The organism is Longimicrobiaceae bacterium (assembly GCA_036375715.1).
Lineage (GTDB): Bacteria > Gemmatimonadota > Gemmatimonadetes > Longimicrobiales > Longimicrobiaceae > DASVBS01.
The window spans coordinates 177,483-191,984 of record DASVBS010000031.1; the positions used below are offsets into that span (position 1 = coordinate 177,483).

Here is a 14,502-nt window from a genome sequence, read left to right on the forward strand (position 1 = left end):
GATATGCTGGTGGACACATTCGATCCCGAGGAAGGCCAGATTCGTACAGTCAATCCCGCTTCGATCTTGATGTCGTTTGGACTGTTTTTGGTCGACAAATAGAAAGGGCGGGCACGAAGCCCGCCCCCTGTTCCTGACGGATAACGGATAACGGATAACGGATAACGGAAAACCCAGCCCCGATAGCCAATAACCCTCTACATCCTCGCTAAGTCCACCGGCCACCGCACCCCGTACTCCGAATTGGGCACCGCGATCTGCTTCGCCCGCCGGGTGCGCAGGTTGAACGCGAGTGGCCCCTGGAGGTTGGCCGTGCAGCCCCCGCGCTCGGGGGTAGCGAGGGTCACGATCGCCAGGATGATCACGTCCGATTCACTCTCGATCTCCAGCTCGGCCCGGTCATTCGGCGAGAGCTCGACGGTGAAGCCCTCCACGGCCAGGAACGGATCCACCAGCAGGAAGGCAAAGGAGGAGTGCTCCGCCGACTGCAGCCAGTACAGACCTTCGCGCTCGGAGGGGATCAGCACGAAATCCCGGCAGGCGGGAAAGCCCAGGATACCGGTGGGGAAGGTGATCAGCTCATCCTGCTGCACGGTGAGCTCGCCCAGCAGATCCGACGCGACGATCATGGGCCTCCGATCGGTGGGAAGGGCGACGACGGTGGCGGTCATCGCAGGTAGTCGGCCAGCGTCATGCCCATCACCCGCGAGGTGGCGAGCATCGCCGCCTGGTACGCGGTCTGACGACCGATCAGGTCGGTCATTGCCTCCTCGAAGTCGACCTCCTGCAGGTCGGCCTTGAAGGTTTTCAGGTTCAGGTCGAGGGCGTCGAGGTTGGCCGTGGTGATGTCGAGCTGGTCCGCCCAGACGCCCACCTCGCCGAGCAAGTTCTGAACCGATCGCGACGCGGTGCGCAAGGCCTCGCCCGCGTCGGCGATCTCGTCCGGTTGACCATTCTGAAGCGCCTGGCGGAGCTCCGCCAGCGCGTCCAGCACCCCGGTATCCGTGAAGACCTCCTGCGCGCTGTGGTTGGTCCGGATCGTCACAGCGCGCCCGATCTGCACGGAGGGTCCTGGCGCGGCGGGGTCGGCCGCAGTGGGCACTCCGTCGGAGTCGAGTGGCGCCGTGTCCGCGTTCGCTCCCCCGAAGATGTAGCGGTTGCCGACCTGAGTGTTGGCGAGCGAGATCGCGTGATCATAGAGCTGCTCCACCTCGACCAGGGCGGCGTCCCGCGCCGCCTGGTCCGCCGTGGCGCTGGAGGCCATGGTGGCCAGCTCGCGGGCTCGGTCGAGTATCTGGGTGAGGCTGCCCAGCGCGGTCTCCTCCGCCGCCGTGAAGGCGCGAGCGGAGTCGATGTTGCGCCGATACTGTTCAATGGCGCGCAGGGAGCTCTGCGCTCCCATGATGGCGCCGGCCGCGGCGGGATCGTCCGAGGCACGCTCCACGCGCAGCCCGGTGCTCACCCGCTGCTGGGCGATCGCCAGCGCTCGCGCGTTCGCTTGAAGCGACGCCAGCGCGTTCCGCTGGATGATGTTGTTGGTAATTCTCATCGGCGCGCCCACCCGACGGCATACGGTATCTCAGTCCCTGGCGCCCGGTTGCCGGTCCGTGGGCGCAGGGGTATGTTTTCAGTATCGGTGCCTCTTTTTGCTCCCTTGAGCAGCGTCAGTACTCCCCCTCCATGGCGACGATCCTCCACGTCGACGACGAGCCGTCCATTGGTCTGATCCTCCAGGATACGCTGGAGCGGGCAGGCCATCGTGCCTTGGGGGTTCGCAGCGTCCCCGAGGCGCTCCAGGTCCTCGCCCGCGAGCAGGTGGACCTGATCATCTCCGACTATCGAATGCCGGGTCTCACCGGCCTCGAGTTCCTGTCCCTGCTACAGCGGGAGGACTACGACATCCCGCTCATCATGCTCACCGGCCACGCGAGCATCGAGCACGCGGTGGCCTCCATGAAGGCGGGGGCGATCGACTACATCACCAAGCCCATCCGCCCGGAGCACCTGCTGCTCGCGGTGGACCAGGCGCTGGAATTCGTACGGCTTCGCCGCGAGAACGAGACGCTGCGGCGCGAAGTGATGGAGTTCCGGAACGAGCGCCAGATCATCGGCGAGAGCACGGCGATCCGGAGAATCCTGCAGACGGTGTCGATGGTCGCGCCCGCGCGCGCGACAGTATTACTACAGGGAGAATCGGGGACCGGTAAGGAGCTGCTGGCGCGGGCCATCCACGACCAGAGCGACCGGCGGGACCGACCGTTCATCAAGCTCAACTGTGCTGCCCTGCCCGAAGGGCTGGTGGAGAGCTCGCTCTTCGGGCACGAGAAGGGCGCCTTCACCGGCGCGATCCGGCGCGTGGAGGGCGCCTTCGAGCGAGCGCACCGCGGCACGCTCCTGCTCGACGAGATTTCGGAGATGCGGCTGGACCTGCAGGCGAAGCTCCTGCGGGTTCTCCAGGAGCAGGAATTCGAGCGGGTGGGGGGAACGACCCCGATCCGGGTAGATGTGCGCATCATCGCCACCACCAACCGCGACCTCGCCGCCGAGGCGGCCGCGGGGAACTTCCGGCAGGACCTCTACTTCCGCCTCAGCGTAATCCCGATCATGGTGCCGCCGCTGCGGGAGCGGAAGGAGGACATCCCGGTGCTCGCCTACCGCTTCGCGATGCGCACCGCGGCGGAGGTCGGGCGGGAGTTCCACGGGATCAGCCCGGACGCGATCCAGCTCCTCCAGAGCCACGACTGGCCCGGCAACATCCGCGAGCTTCAGCACGCGGTGGAGCGGGCCGTGATCCTCAGCCAGGATCCGATTCTTCAGCCCTCCGCCTTCGACGTGCAGCGCTTCGGGCTTACCCCCGGCTTCACGCCCAGCACCTTCGCGGGCGCGCGCGCAGGGAGTGCCGGCGGCACCACCGCCGCGGGGGCGGGCGCGGCACCTTCCCCGGATTCGGGTCCCGCGGTGGTGCTGAAGACCTTCAACGTGGCCGACGCCGAGCGGGTGCTGATCCAGCAGGCGCTCGAGGCCACCGACAACAACCGCACCCGCGCGGCGGAGCTGCTCGGCATCTCCGTGCGAACGCTGCGGAACAAGCTCAATGCCCCGGCGGATGCGAACGACGATAACTGAGGTCTGCCCTCGAGCCGTGGGCGTTGATCCGGAGAGTTAGAACGCAGAGGGCGCAAGAGGTCATCGCGGAGGGCGCGGGGGCCCCGCCCTCCACCCATCCCCTAATCCTCCATCCCCCACAATCACTGATGCCTCGCAGATACCGTGCGCGAGGATCGAAGAGGGATTGGGGCTTCAGATATCCCTCTGCGCCCTCCACGCTGTCCTCTGCGGCCTCTGTGATTCCCACCGTTCCACGCCCGTCGCTAAACTAGCCCGGCAAATCCCTCCCTCCTAGCTCGGCAGTTCCTTCCCCTTTTCGCTCGCCGTCCAAGCCTTACGGGGCTCTGATCGAAGCAGAATAACAATCCTTTGCACAAACGGCTTGTTGTCCACCAAAATATTCTGCGTCAAAGGGTTGCCTCAATCCTGCCCCTCCGGTCTCTGCCTTCATTTTTCCGTATTCTGAGCCTTGGCCACGGTTTGGAACGGCCGTTGCCCCTGGAGGCGCGCCGTCCATGCGGAGGTCAACCAGCGAAGCATTCCAGATGATCCACGGGTTTTTCGGACGCGTATCCGCAGCCAACCAGCTCAAGGAGGCGCTCGACGTCGGTAACCGCCGCACGCGCGAGATCGCCGACCGGGTGGCCAAGGCGTCGATACAGAACCAGGACGGCTTCGCTCTTCCCGACGTCGACGGGCCGCCGAGTGCGGCGCCGGTCCCTGGTGAGCCGGTGGACCTGGAGGCGGAGATGGTCAACCTCGCGGACGAGCAGATCCGCTTCGAGGCCACCGCCCGACTTCTCCAGAGGGCTTACGAGCAGATTCGTCTCAGCATTCGCGAACGCTGATGATCAACGGCACCCCCGACGCGATGTTCCGCAGTCTGCGCATCGCCGCCAGCGGCCTCTCGGCCCAGCGCGCGCGGCTCGAGACCATCGCCACCAACATCGCCAACGCGGAGACGACCCGCGGGCCGGACGGTCAGCCGTACCGCCGCCGGGTGGTGGAGCTGCAGCCGCGCGCCTTCGCCCTCGATATGCCCCCGGCGCCCACGGTCGAGACGCTCTTCGCCATGGCCACGCCGGAAGGGGCGGCCCGGATCGGCGCCGCCCACGGCGTCGACATCGCCGCGATCGTCGAGGACCCTACTGAGGGGCCTCTGGTCTATGACCCGGGGCACCCGGACGCGGACGCGAACGGCTACGTCCGCTACCCCAACGTGCGGGTGACCGACGAGATGGTGGACCTCCTCGACGCCCGCCGCATCTACGAGGCGAACGCGACGGTTTTCCAGTCGGCCAAAGCGATGCTCCGTCGCTCTCTCGATATCTGAAGCTCTCTGAACGATGAACCTGAACGGAATCGGATCGCTGCACGGCATGCTCCGCCCCTCGCAGGCGGAGCCCCGCACCCGGGTCGAGAGCGGCAACGCCCACCAGCCCGTCCCCGCGCCGACCACTGCCCCCACGCGCCCGGCGCGCGAGGTGAATCCGGCCGAGCTGAGCCAGACCCTTCCGCTCGAGCCGCCACCAGGCACCGACCCCGAGCTCTGGGCCGTTCTGTCTTCCGAGGAGCGCGCCTTCTTCGCGAAGGTGGGGTCGATGGGACCCCTCACCTACGGGCACCTGCTCAACTCCGCTCGCACGGACCAGCCGGTCATGCGGGGCGGTCGACTCGACGTCAAGGCTTGATCGATGTCCATCTCATCTCTCTCAGGCGCACAGATCTCCATGGCGCGCCTCAACATGCTGACGCAGAGCGCACGGTTCGGTCAGGCGGGTCAGGTCGGTCTCGGCGGCGACGTCGGGGGGGCCTCAGCTACCCGCGGAGCCCCCGCCGGCGGCGCGTCCTTCGGGGACACCCTCAAGCGAGTCATCTCCGAGGTCTCCGAGAGCCAGGAGAACGCCCAGGAGCAGGTTTCCGCGTTTCTGCGGGGCGAGCCCGTCGAGCTGCACCAGGTAATGGCCGCCACCGAGGAGGCCGGAATCGCCCTGGAGATGCTCATCGAGATCCGGAACAAGTTCACGGAGGCGTACCGCACCGTGATCAACATGCAGGGCTGAGCGAGGCGACTGCTTAGATGCCAACCCTGGAGCAGTTGATCGATCGAATCGGTGGGCTGCGCCGCGCCGTAATTGCCCTGACCGGTGTGGTGCTGGTGGCGCTCATCCTGGGCGTGTCGCACTGGGCGACCCGCCCCACCTGGGTGCCAGTCTTCAACGGACTGGCGTTGGAGACGGTCGGTGAGGTGACGCAGCAACTGGACGAAGCGGGCGTCCCCTACCGCCTGGAGCAGGGGGGAAGCACGCTCCTGGTCAGCACCGACGACCTTGCTCGGGCGCGGGTGACCCTTGCCCAGCAGGGCCTTCCGGAAGCTGGCCGTCCCGGTCTCGAGCTCTTCGACCAGCCCTCCTGGGGGATGACCGACTTCGCGCAGCGGATCAATTACCGTCGCGCGCTCGAGGGAGAGCTGGAGCGCACCATCGGCAAGATGCGCGGGATCGAGAGCGCCCAGGTCCATCTGGCGATCCAGGAGACCCGCTCCTTCCGCACCAGCGAACGCCCCGCTGAGGCTTCGGTGGTCCTGAAGCTCCGCGGCGGCGCTTCCCCGTCCCCCGAAGTGGTGCAGGGAATCGCCCACCTCGTGGCGAGCAGCATCGACGGGATCGAGAGCGAAAACGTAGCCGTTCTGGACGACACCGGGCGCCTCCTCTCGGCCCCAGCCGAAGCCGGGTCCCTCGCGGCCCTTACCAGCCGCCAACTCGCGATGCAGCGGGAGGTGGAGCAGTACCTCGAGAGCAAAGCGGAGCAGCTCCTCACCCAGTTCGTCGGCCCCGGCAACGTGCGGGTCCAGGTGGCCGCGAACCTCAACTTCGACCGGGTGGAGCGCACCATCGAGAGCCTCGATCCGGATGGGCAGGTGATGAGCGCTGAACAGCGGTCGGAGATCGTTCCCGGGGCTGACGGCGGCGCTGCTTCGTCCACCAGCACCACCGAGTACGAGAATTCGCGAGTGCTGGAGACCTTCTCCGGCGCGCCCGGAAACATCGAGCGCCTCTCGGTGGCGGTGCTGGTCAACGATCGGGTCATCCCCGCGCCGGACGGCAGTGGAGAGCCCACCGTCGTGCCGCGCGCGCCCGAGGAGCTCGAGCGCATCGAGACGCTGGTCAGCAGCGCCGTGGGGCTGAACGAGCAGCGAGGCGATCTGATCTCCGTGGTGAGCGTTCCCTTCAATGGCGTCGCGGCAGTTCCCGCCGAAGCGACCGAGGGTCCGGGGGTGCTGGAGGTGGTGCGGACCGCGCAGCGCCCGCTGCTCACCGTGCTCGCCCTGGCCATGGCCTTCTTCGTGGCGCTCCGCGTGTTGAAGATGTTGCGGGAGCTGGCTCCCCCTCGCCGAGAACAGCCCGCCGCGCTTCCCGATGGCGAGAAGATGCTGCTGGATTCGAATCGACCCGAACCGACTCCCGATCCGCTGGAGCTGAAGCGGACGATCCCGATCATCAACACCGTCATGCGTGACCGGGTGGTGGCCAGCGTCGAAGAGCACCCGAACCTCGCCGCCCGGCTGGTCCGGGCGTGGATGCGGGAGGCGTAGGCCATGTCGCTGCCCGCCGTCGCCGCACAGAGTGCCCCCGCGGAGCTCACCGGTCGTCAGAAGGTCGCCGTGCTCTGCATGGCGCTGGGACCCGAGTTCGCGGCCAAGATCGCCCGGCAGCTCAACCCGGAGGAGATGGAGGCGATCTCCTTTGAGATCGCCCGGTTGGAGAACGTGACCGGCCAGATGGCCGACTCGGTTCTGAAGGAGTGGCACGAGACGATCCGCGCCGCCGACTTCCTCGCCGAGGGCGGCGTCGACTACGCCCGCGAGATCCTGGAGCGCGCCTTCGGCAAGGACAAGGCGGAGGACATGCTCCAGCGCATCGAGACCCAGCTCGCCGACACCGCGGGGCTGCACCGACTGCGAAAGGCCGATCCCCAGCAGCTCGGCAACATGCTCCGCAACGAACATCCGCAGACCATCGCCCTCATCCTCGCGCACCTCGAGCCCGCCCACACCGCGGCGGTGCTCAAGGAGATCGAGCCGGTCGTCGGCGCGGAGGTCATCTACCGGATGGCGCGGATGGAGAAGATCTCGCCCGACATGCTGCAGCTCATCGAGCGCTCGCTCGCGAGCGAGACCGATCTGCAGGTCACTCAGGGGATGAGCGCCTCCGGCGGACCCAAGGCGGTGGCCGCAGTGCTCAACCTGGTGGTTCCTTCCCTGGAGAAGGACCTGCTGGAGCGCCTGCACGAGCGCGACCCCGAGCTCTGCGAGCAGGTCAAGAACCAGATGTTCATGTTCGAGGACATCATCGGGCTCGACGACCGCTCGGTGCAGCGGCTGCTGCGCGAGGTGGATACGAAGGAGCTGGCGCTGGCGCTCAAGGCCGCCAGCGAGGAGCTGCGCAAGCGGATCATGGGGGCCATGTCCAGCCGCGCCGTGGAAGCGCTGAAGGAGGAGATGGACTTCCTCGGCCCGGTGCGTGTGCGGGACGTGGAGACCGCACAGACCCGCATCGTCGCGCAGGTGCGCCTGCTCGAAGAGGCGGGAGAGATCGTGATCACCTCGGGCGGCGACGATGTCCTTCTCGGCTAAGGGGTCCGTGCATACCGCACGCAGCGTGGACGAGATGGTCGCCGCCGAGTGGGCGCTCGAGGACCTGCGCATCGACGACCTCTATGCCGACCTGTCGGCCGAGCCGCTGGTGGGCACGGACGCCTCTGCCGAAGAGCAGCGTGCCCGCGCCGAGGCCGCCGCGCGCGAGGAGCTGGAGCGGCGGGTTCGCGAGGCGTACCAGCGGGGCCTCGAGGAGGGTCGGCGTGAAGGGGCCCAGGCCGAGGCGGCCCGCCTGAAGAACGCCGTGCGTGCGGCGGAGGCGGCGCTGGAGGAGGTGCGGGAGAACGAGGCGCGCTGGCTCGCAAACATCGAGGAGAACATCTGCGCGGTGGCGGTGGCCGTGGCCCGGCACGTGGTCGACCGGGAGCTGGAAACCGACCCCGAGATGGTCGCGCGGGTGGTGCGGCGCGCCCTCGACGAGTTCCCGGTGAAGCAGCCGGTCCGGGTCCGCGTGCACCCCCGCGACCAGGCGGTGATCGAGAGTACGGCGGGCGAGGGTCGCCTGCCGACCATGATCGATGGCCGCGAGGTACAGTGGATCGCCGACGTGAACATCGTGCCGGGCGGATGCCTGGTCGAAGGGCGCGATCGGATCATCGATGGGCGGGTGGATACGGCGCTGATGCGGGCCTACAGGAGGCTGACCTATGCCCTCTCCTGAGCTGCTCGTGCAGCGGATCGCCGACCTGCCGCGCTTCGCCCGCTTCGGGCGGGTGACCCGCGTGGTGGGGCTGGTGATCGAGGCGGCCGGCGTGGACGTCGGCCTGGGAGAGCTCTGCCGGGTCACCAGCCTGAGCGAGGATCGTTCGATCCTCGCCGAGGTGGTCGGCTTCCACGAGCGCGGGGTGCAGCTGATGCCGCTCGGCGAGCTCGACGGCCTGCACCCGGGGAGCAGCGTGCAGCCGCTGGGTCGCTCCTTTGGGGTGGACGTGGGACCGGGGCTCCTGGGCCGCGTGCTCAACGGGCTGGGTCACCCGATCGACGGGAAGGGAAGGCTCGAGGTGGCGGAGCGCATGCCGCTCGCCGCCGAGCCGCCCAATCCCCTCGAGCGCCAGATGGTCACGGAGCCGTTCGAGACCGGGGTGAGGGCGATCGACGGGCTGCTCACCCTGGGGCGCGGGCAGCGGGTCGGTATCTTCGCCGGGAGCGGCGTGGGCAAGAGCACGCTCCTGGGGATGATCGCCCGGCACGCCACCGCCGACGTCAACGTGATCGCGCTGCTGGGAGAGCGAGGCCGCGAGGTCCGCGACTTCCTCGAACATTCCCTCGGAGAGGAAGGGCTCGCCCGCTCGGTCGTGGTGGTCGCCACCGGCGACCAGGCGGCCCTGGTCCGCGCCCGGGGCGCCCTCGTTGCCACCGCCATCGCGGAATATTTCCGCGACGAGGGAAAGCAGGTGTTGTTGATGATCGACTCCGTGACTCGCGTGGCGATGGCCTGGCGCGAGATCGGTCTCGCCGTGGGCGAGCCGCCGACGACCAAAGGGTATCCGCCCTCCGTCTTCGCCTCGCTCCCGCGGCTTCTGGAGCGCGCCGGCAACGGCAGCCGCGGCGGGATCACCGGCATCTACACCGTCCTGGTGGATGGCGACGACTTCAATGAGCCGGTCGCCGACGCGACCCGTTCGATCCTGGACGGCCACCTGGTGCTGACGCGCAAGCTGGCCACCGCGGGCCACTTCCCCTCGATCGACGTGCTGGAGAGCAAGAGTCGGGTGCGCGACCAGGTGATCGGCCGCGATCACCGCGATGCGGCGAACCTCTTCCTGCGACTCGAGGCGGCATATCGCGACAAGGAAGACCTGCTGCTGGTGGGCGCCTATCAGAAAGGCTCCGACCGGATGGTGGACACCGCGGTTACCCTGCGTGATTCGATGCTGTCGCTCCTCCAGCAGCCCCCCGAGGAGAGCTCGTCCTACGAAGAAACGACGCGCATGCTCACCGCCGTCGCGGCTCAGGGTACGGCGGCGCTGGCCGGGAAAGGTTGAGGATGATGTTCAGGTTCAGGCTGCAGCGAGTGCTCGATCTGCGGGTGCAGAGCGAACAGGAGGCGGCGACTCGCCTGGCGGAAGCGCGCAGCGAAGAGGAGGCGGCCAGGCAGGAGCGGCTTCGGCTGGAAGCGGCGCGCATCGAAGGGATGGAGAAGGCGGCCGCGGCTTCGAGTCTGAGCCCGACCATCGGGCAGCTCCAGAATCTGCGCTTCCTGGTCGATCGGCTGACCCAGGAGATCGCCGCGACGGAGGACGAGATCGCGGCGGCGGAGGCCGACGTGCGCGAGAAGCTGGAGGCCTACTCGACTGCGTTCCGCGAGCGCCAGATGATCGACAAGCTCCGGGAGAAGGCGCTCGACGCACACCGCGACGAGGAGACGAACGCCGACCGCAAGCTGATGGACAGCGTAGCAATCGCTCGTTTCGTCCGTACCCGCGCGACGCGCGCGCCGAGGGGCAGCTGAGACGATGAAGAAGATCATCCTTCTTTCGGTGGTGGGGTTGCTGCTGGGACTCAGCGGCGCGGTGGGGATCGTCGTCGTGCGCGAGAAGCAGGCTCGGGCCGCGGCGGCGGCGCTGCTCGCCGACTCGCTGGCGGCCGACTCCGCCCGGCTCGCCACGGTTGCGGCCGATTCGATCCTCGCGGCGGACACCGCGACAGCGGTTGCGGCCGATGCCGCCGCTCTGGCCATGGCACCCGCCGAACCCGTCACCGCCGCGGCGGAAGGCGATTCGACAACCGCGCCCCCGCCCGAGAAGTCGGATAGCTCCGCTGCCGTCATTGCGGGCGACGCCCAGCAACCGGCCGGCGAGGAGCGCCTGGCCCGGATCTTCGCCGCGATGCGTCCGGAGGAGGCCGCAAGGGTGCTCGAGCAGATGACCGACGCGGAGATCCAGCGTCTGCTGTGGCATCTGCGTGAGCGGCAGGCGGCGGCGATTCTCAGCAGCATCTCACCCGAACGGGCGGCGGTCATCAGCAGTGCGGTGATCCGCGCCCAAAGGAGTAACCCGTGACCGGTCTGCTCGTGAACCTGGTTGGCGCCGCTACCGCCGCGCTGAACCTGCGGTCCACGGAGGCGAACCCTCCAATGTCGAAGGAGGTCGGGTCGAATCCGTCCTTCGCCTCGGCGCTGTCCGCCGCCCTGGCGCCGCGACAGCGGAACTCGCACGCCGCGCCAGCCGAGCGATCGCGCTCCGCCGACCTGGACGACGCGGAGGATTCGGTGCACGACGGCGATTCCCGGTCCGCCCCCTCCGTCCCGGAAGCGGGAGCCGCGCAGGCGGCGCGGACCGGGAGATCCGCGGATGCACGCGACGCAAAAGCGGGCAACGAGGCGGCCCCTGCCGATTCGTCCGCCCCCGCGATGGTGGCCGGTCCGGGGCCGGCCCGAGGTCCGACCGCGGCGCGGCGGAGCCTGGAAGGGCTCGACCCTGAGTTCCGGGAGCGCCTGGAGCGGGTGATCGCGCGGATGGAGCGTGAGTTCGGATACGACGTGCAGATCGTCGAGACGGTTCGTGACCAGGCGCGGCAGGACTACCTCTACGCCCAGGGTCGTACGCGGCCGGGTCCGGTCGTGACCTGGACGCGCGACTCGAATCACCTGCACGGGCGAGCGGCGGACGTCATGATCGACGGAAGGTTCGATCACCCGGCGCTGAAGCTGCTTGCCCGGATCGCCCGTGAAGAGGGCCTCAGGACCCTGGGTGCGCGCGACCCGGGACATATCGAGCTGCCCTCCGGCGCCCGCGTGGAGCGCCTGGCGGTGTCGACCGGCGGGAGCAGCGCCCTGCTCGACGGGCCGGCCAACCGAGCGGCGGAGGGTGTGCGGCTGGCCATGGCCACACCGAACACGGTCGGCGGCGGCGCCGCGACGGGATCAGGAGTCGCGCGCGTGGCCCGAGTGGCCACGCCGGCCCGCGTTGCGGAGATCGCGCAGCCGGCGGAGGTCGCCCGCGTCGCTACGGTGGCCCGCGTTGCGACACCCGGTGCCCCCGGCGCCGCGGGGGTCGCAAGTCCATCCGCCCCCGCGCCGCAGCTAGCGGGTACGGCCGCGCTGGCGGCGCGTTCCGGGGGCGGAGGCGGTGCCGCCTCCGATGACCCGGGTAAGCGGGAGGGCCACACCTCCCACGGCCAGGCGGCGGCGGAAGTCGGAACCGCCAGCTCCCGCATCGACGCGGCGGCGCTACTCCTCGCCTCCGATCCCGGCGGTGCGGCCGGCTCTCCGGGGGATGCCGGCGCTCTGTCGGCGACTCTCGGCAGCGACGCGGCCGAGCGGATCGCGCGGGTGCTCCAGCTCCAGGACACCCCCTCGGCGCGCGCTCTCAGCCAGGTAGTGCTGAGGCTCGACAACGGCGTCGGTGGGGAGGATCGGATCCGCGTGGATCTGCGAGGCTCCTCCGTGGGCGCCGCGCTCGAGGTCGGTGACCCGCTGACCGCGGCCCGTCTCCAGTCCGAGCTCGGGCAACTTCAACGGGCGCTGGAGGGGAAGGGGCTGCAGGCAGAGCACCTGAGCGTTGGCGCCCTCGGGGCCCATAGGGAGCTGATGGACGCGCTCCGAGGCGCGCTGGCCGCGGACACGGGGCAGCGTGCCTCACAGGACCCGGGAGGCAGGGGTGACGGTTGGGGGGGGCGGTCGGGTGGAGGTCGACAGCAGTCGGATTCCGAGCCGCGGCAGCATCCGCGGCGGCATACCCAGCAAGAGAGGAACACGTGATCAACGGGGTGACCACCGCCGCATCCGGGGTCGGAGCCACGGCAGCCGCCACCGCGGTCAGCAAGCCGAACGGCGCGATGGGCAAGGAGGAGTTCCTGAAGCTCTTCGTCGCCCAGATGAAGAACCAGGATCCGCTGAATCCGATGGAGGGCCAGGAGCTCGCCGCGCAGCTCGCGCAGTTCTCCTCGGTGGAACAGCTCATCAACCTCAACCAGCAGCTCGAGGCGCAGGCCGACGCCTCCGCCTCGATGATCCGGGCGCTGCAGAACGGCTCGGCCGCCAACCTCATCGGGCGCGAGGTCTACGCCGATGGCGATGCGCTGGTGGTCTCCGAGGGGGGTGCCGGGTCGGTGACGGTGGACGTGGCGAACAGCGGGGGCACCGGTGTCCTGCGCATCTTCGACCTGTCGGGCAAGGAAGTCGGCAGCCGCGAGCTGGGCTCGGTTCCGGGCGGACGCCGCACGATCGAGCTCGGCTCGGCGGCGGAAGGGCTCGCCCCCGGTGGCTACACCTACAAGGTCGAGCTGGTGGACGCGGACGGTACGGCGGTGCCGGTGCAGACCTACAGCCACGGAACGGTCGACGGGATCCGCTATCATGCGGACGGTCCCTATCTCACCTCCGGACCGATGCTGATCCCGCTGGGATCGGTGGTTGAGGTGGTGCAGGGGCAGTAGGCGCGGAGAGGTACGGAGACTCAGACTACTTTCTTCTCATAAAACGAGGTCAATCATCATGATGCGTTCGCTTCTCTCCGCCGTCTCCGGAATGCGGAACCACCAGGTCCGGATGGACGTGATCGGGAACAACGTGGCCAACGTCAACACCACCGCCTACAAGGCGAGCCGGGCCACCTTCAAGGAGAGCTTCTCCCAGCTCGTGCAGAGCGCGGGGATGCCGACCAACGACTCGGGCGGGACGAACCCCAAGCAGATCGGTACCGGGGTCGAGCTGGGCAGCGTCGACACGATCTTCACCCAGGGCAACTTCGATGCGACCGGCGTCAGGACCGACCTGATGGTCCAGGGCGACGCCTTTTTCGTGGTGGCGCAGGGGAACCAGCGGCTCTTCACGCGGGCTGGAAACTTCCAGATCGACGCCGACGGCTATCTGGTCCACCCGACCAACGGCTACCGTCTGCAGGGTCGAATGGCGGTGGACGGGGTGCTGCAGGGTGGTGTGACCGACGTGCGCATCCCCTTCGGGCTGCGCTCCCCTGCCCGCGCGACGACCGAGTTTGCCATCGGCGGTAACCTGGACGCGACAGCGGACCCAAATACGACGGTGTCTTCCAGCATCACCGTTTACGACAGCCTGGGAGAGCGGCACGAGGTGGAGATCACCTTCACGAAGACCGCGAACCCGAACGAGTGGACCTACACGATCTCCTCCGCGACCGCGACGGTCGACGCGAACGGTTCCGGAACGCTCCTGTTCAACAATGATGGCACGCTGGACGTGGCCGGGTCCACCATCCCTGAGCCCCTACAGCTGACGCCAAACAGCGGTCAGGCGGATCAGCTCCAGATCAACCTGGTGGAGGGCGACGGGTCGATGACCAGCCTCACCCAGATGCGTGGTCCGTCCAGCCCGCTGCTCCACAGCCAGGACGGATACTCGATGGGCGATCTGATCGACTATTCGATCGACGAGCGCGGCGTGGTGACCGGAACCTTCACCAACGGCCACTCGCTCACGCTGGCGCAGATCGCTCTGGCGGACTTCAACAACCCCGCCGGGCTCATGCGGATGGGCGACAACATGTACTCGACTTCGCCCAACTCCGGCGATGCGCAGGTGAGCTTCGCCGGCGAGGGGAGTCAGTCCTCCATCTCCAGCGGGGGTCTCGAGATGTCGAACGTCGACCTGGCACAGGAGTTCACCCGCATGATCGTCACCCAGCGCGGCTTCCAGGCCGCCGGCCGGGTGATCACCAGCGCCGACGAGATGCTGCAGGAGGTCGTCAACCTCAAGCGGTAGTGACGTGAACCGCGCCGAGGGCTAGTCGACGGATCGTCGACGCAGGGAGGGCAGC

16 protein-coding genes are annotated in these 14,502 nt (G+C 68.5%); 14 read left to right on the forward strand and 2 right to left on the reverse strand.

What is annotated here, in order from left to right:
• Positions 1-197: 197 nt before the first annotated feature.
• Complete coding sequence (gene fliW / locus VF167_06210; GenBank protein ID HEX6925002.1) at positions 198-671, reverse strand: flagellar assembly protein FliW; 474 nt, start codon at positions 669-671, stop codon at positions 198-200.
• Positions 668-1,549 (reverse strand): flagellar hook-associated protein FlgL, encoded by an 882-nt coding sequence (gene flgL / locus VF167_06215; GenBank protein HEX6925003.1) that lies wholly within the window; start codon positions 1,547-1,549, stop codon positions 668-670. The genes fliW and flgL overlap by 4 nt, the downstream gene beginning before the upstream one ends.
• Before the next feature lie 131 nt (positions 1,550-1,680).
• On the opposite strand from flgL, the gene VF167_06220 reads away from it, so the two are divergent.
• The 14 genes from VF167_06220 to VF167_06285 all read left to right on the forward strand — a co-directional run bounded on the left by VF167_06220 (position 1,681) and on the right by VF167_06285 (position 14,447).
• The gene (locus VF167_06220; protein HEX6925004.1) at positions 1,681-3,126 is read left to right on the forward strand and encodes a sigma-54 dependent transcriptional regulator; all 1,446 of its coding nucleotides are present in this window, start codon (positions 1,681-1,683) and stop codon (positions 3,124-3,126) included.
• A gap of 527 nt (positions 3,127-3,653) precedes the next feature.
• Positions 3,654-3,956, forward strand: a complete 303-nt coding sequence (locus VF167_06225) for a hypothetical protein (protein HEX6925005.1) — start codon at positions 3,654-3,656, stop codon at positions 3,954-3,956.
• Entirely contained in the window at positions 3,956-4,441 is a 486-nt protein-coding gene (gene flgC / locus VF167_06230) for a flagellar basal body rod protein FlgC (protein ID HEX6925006.1), read from the forward strand. The genes VF167_06225 and flgC overlap by 1 nt, the downstream gene beginning before the upstream one ends.
• Before the next feature lie 13 nt (positions 4,442-4,454).
• The gene (locus VF167_06235; protein ID HEX6925007.1) at positions 4,455-4,799 is read left to right on the forward strand and encodes a hypothetical protein; all 345 of its coding nucleotides are present in this window, start codon (positions 4,455-4,457) and stop codon (positions 4,797-4,799) included.
• A gap of 3 nt (positions 4,800-4,802) precedes the next feature.
• A complete protein-coding gene (gene fliE, locus VF167_06240; GenBank protein ID HEX6925008.1) occupies positions 4,803-5,171 on the forward strand; it encodes a flagellar hook-basal body complex protein FliE in 369 nt (122 codons plus the stop codon).
• 17 nt (positions 5,172-5,188) lie between these two features.
• Positions 5,189-6,703 (forward strand): flagellar basal-body MS-ring/collar protein FliF, encoded by a 1,515-nt coding sequence (gene fliF / locus VF167_06245; GenBank protein ID HEX6925009.1) that lies wholly within the window; start codon positions 5,189-5,191, stop codon positions 6,701-6,703.
• A 3-nt stretch (positions 6,704-6,706) separates the two neighbouring features.
• Complete coding sequence (gene fliG / locus VF167_06250) at positions 6,707-7,744, forward strand: flagellar motor switch protein FliG (GenBank protein HEX6925010.1); 1,038 nt, start codon at positions 6,707-6,709, stop codon at positions 7,742-7,744.
• A complete protein-coding gene (locus tag VF167_06255) occupies positions 7,728-8,426 on the forward strand; it encodes a FliH/SctL family protein (protein HEX6925011.1) in 699 nt (232 codons plus the stop codon). The genes fliG and VF167_06255 overlap by 17 nt, the downstream gene beginning before the upstream one ends.
• On the forward strand, positions 8,413-9,750 hold the full coding sequence (locus tag VF167_06260; protein ID HEX6925012.1) for a FliI/YscN family ATPase: 1,338 nt from the start codon (positions 8,413-8,415) through the stop codon (positions 9,748-9,750). Before VF167_06255 ends, VF167_06260 begins: the two co-directional genes overlap by 14 nt.
• 2 nt (positions 9,751-9,752) lie before the next feature.
• Entirely contained in the window at positions 9,753-10,217 is a 465-nt protein-coding gene (gene fliJ, locus VF167_06265) for a flagellar export protein FliJ (protein HEX6925013.1), read from the forward strand.
• 4 nt (positions 10,218-10,221) lie between these two features.
• On the forward strand, positions 10,222-10,767 hold the full coding sequence (locus VF167_06270; protein ID HEX6925014.1) for a hypothetical protein: 546 nt from the start codon (positions 10,222-10,224) through the stop codon (positions 10,765-10,767).
• A complete protein-coding gene (locus VF167_06275; GenBank protein ID HEX6925015.1) occupies positions 10,764-12,467 on the forward strand; it encodes a hypothetical protein in 1,704 nt (567 codons plus the stop codon). Before VF167_06270 ends, VF167_06275 begins: the two co-directional genes overlap by 4 nt.
• The gene (locus VF167_06280; protein ID HEX6925016.1) at positions 12,464-13,144 is read left to right on the forward strand and encodes a flagellar hook assembly protein FlgD; all 681 of its coding nucleotides are present in this window, start codon (positions 12,464-12,466) and stop codon (positions 13,142-13,144) included. The genes VF167_06275 and VF167_06280 overlap by 4 nt, the downstream gene beginning before the upstream one ends.
• A 58-nt stretch (positions 13,145-13,202) precedes the next feature.
• A complete protein-coding gene (locus VF167_06285; GenBank protein ID HEX6925017.1) occupies positions 13,203-14,447 on the forward strand; it encodes a flagellar hook protein FlgE in 1,245 nt (414 codons plus the stop codon).
• Positions 14,448-14,502 lie beyond the last annotated feature (55 nt).

Excerpts from the sequence above, each read along its gene's own strand:
- fliW (HEX6925002.1), bottom strand. The coding sequence starts at position 671 with ATGACCGCCACCGTCGTCGCCCTTCCCACCGATCGGAGGCCCATGATC.
- flgL (HEX6925003.1), bottom strand. The coding sequence starts at position 1,549 with ATGAGAATTACCAACAACATCATCCAGCGGAACGCGCTGGCGTCGCTT.
- VF167_06220 (HEX6925004.1), top strand. The coding sequence starts at position 1,681 with ATGGCGACGATCCTCCACGTCGACGACGAGCCGTCCATTGGTCTGATC.
- VF167_06225 (HEX6925005.1), top strand. The coding sequence starts at position 3,654 with ATGATCCACGGGTTTTTCGGACGCGTATCCGCAGCCAACCAGCTCAAG.
- flgC (HEX6925006.1), top strand. The coding sequence starts at position 3,956 with ATGATCAACGGCACCCCCGACGCGATGTTCCGCAGTCTGCGCATCGCC.
- VF167_06235 (HEX6925007.1), top strand. The coding sequence starts at position 4,455 with ATGAACCTGAACGGAATCGGATCGCTGCACGGCATGCTCCGCCCCTCG.
- fliE (HEX6925008.1), top strand. The coding sequence starts at position 4,803 with ATGTCCATCTCATCTCTCTCAGGCGCACAGATCTCCATGGCGCGCCTC.
- fliF (HEX6925009.1), top strand. The coding sequence starts at position 5,189 with ATGCCAACCCTGGAGCAGTTGATCGATCGAATCGGTGGGCTGCGCCGC.
- fliG (HEX6925010.1), top strand. The coding sequence starts at position 6,707 with ATGTCGCTGCCCGCCGTCGCCGCACAGAGTGCCCCCGCGGAGCTCACC.
- VF167_06255 (HEX6925011.1), top strand. The coding sequence starts at position 7,728 with ATGTCCTTCTCGGCTAAGGGGTCCGTGCATACCGCACGCAGCGTGGAC.
- VF167_06260 (HEX6925012.1), top strand. The coding sequence starts at position 8,413 with ATGCCCTCTCCTGAGCTGCTCGTGCAGCGGATCGCCGACCTGCCGCGC.
- fliJ (HEX6925013.1), top strand. The coding sequence starts at position 9,753 with ATGATGTTCAGGTTCAGGCTGCAGCGAGTGCTCGATCTGCGGGTGCAG.
- VF167_06270 (HEX6925014.1), top strand. The coding sequence starts at position 10,222 with ATGAAGAAGATCATCCTTCTTTCGGTGGTGGGGTTGCTGCTGGGACTC.
- VF167_06285 (HEX6925017.1), top strand. The coding sequence starts at position 13,203 with ATGATGCGTTCGCTTCTCTCCGCCGTCTCCGGAATGCGGAACCACCAG.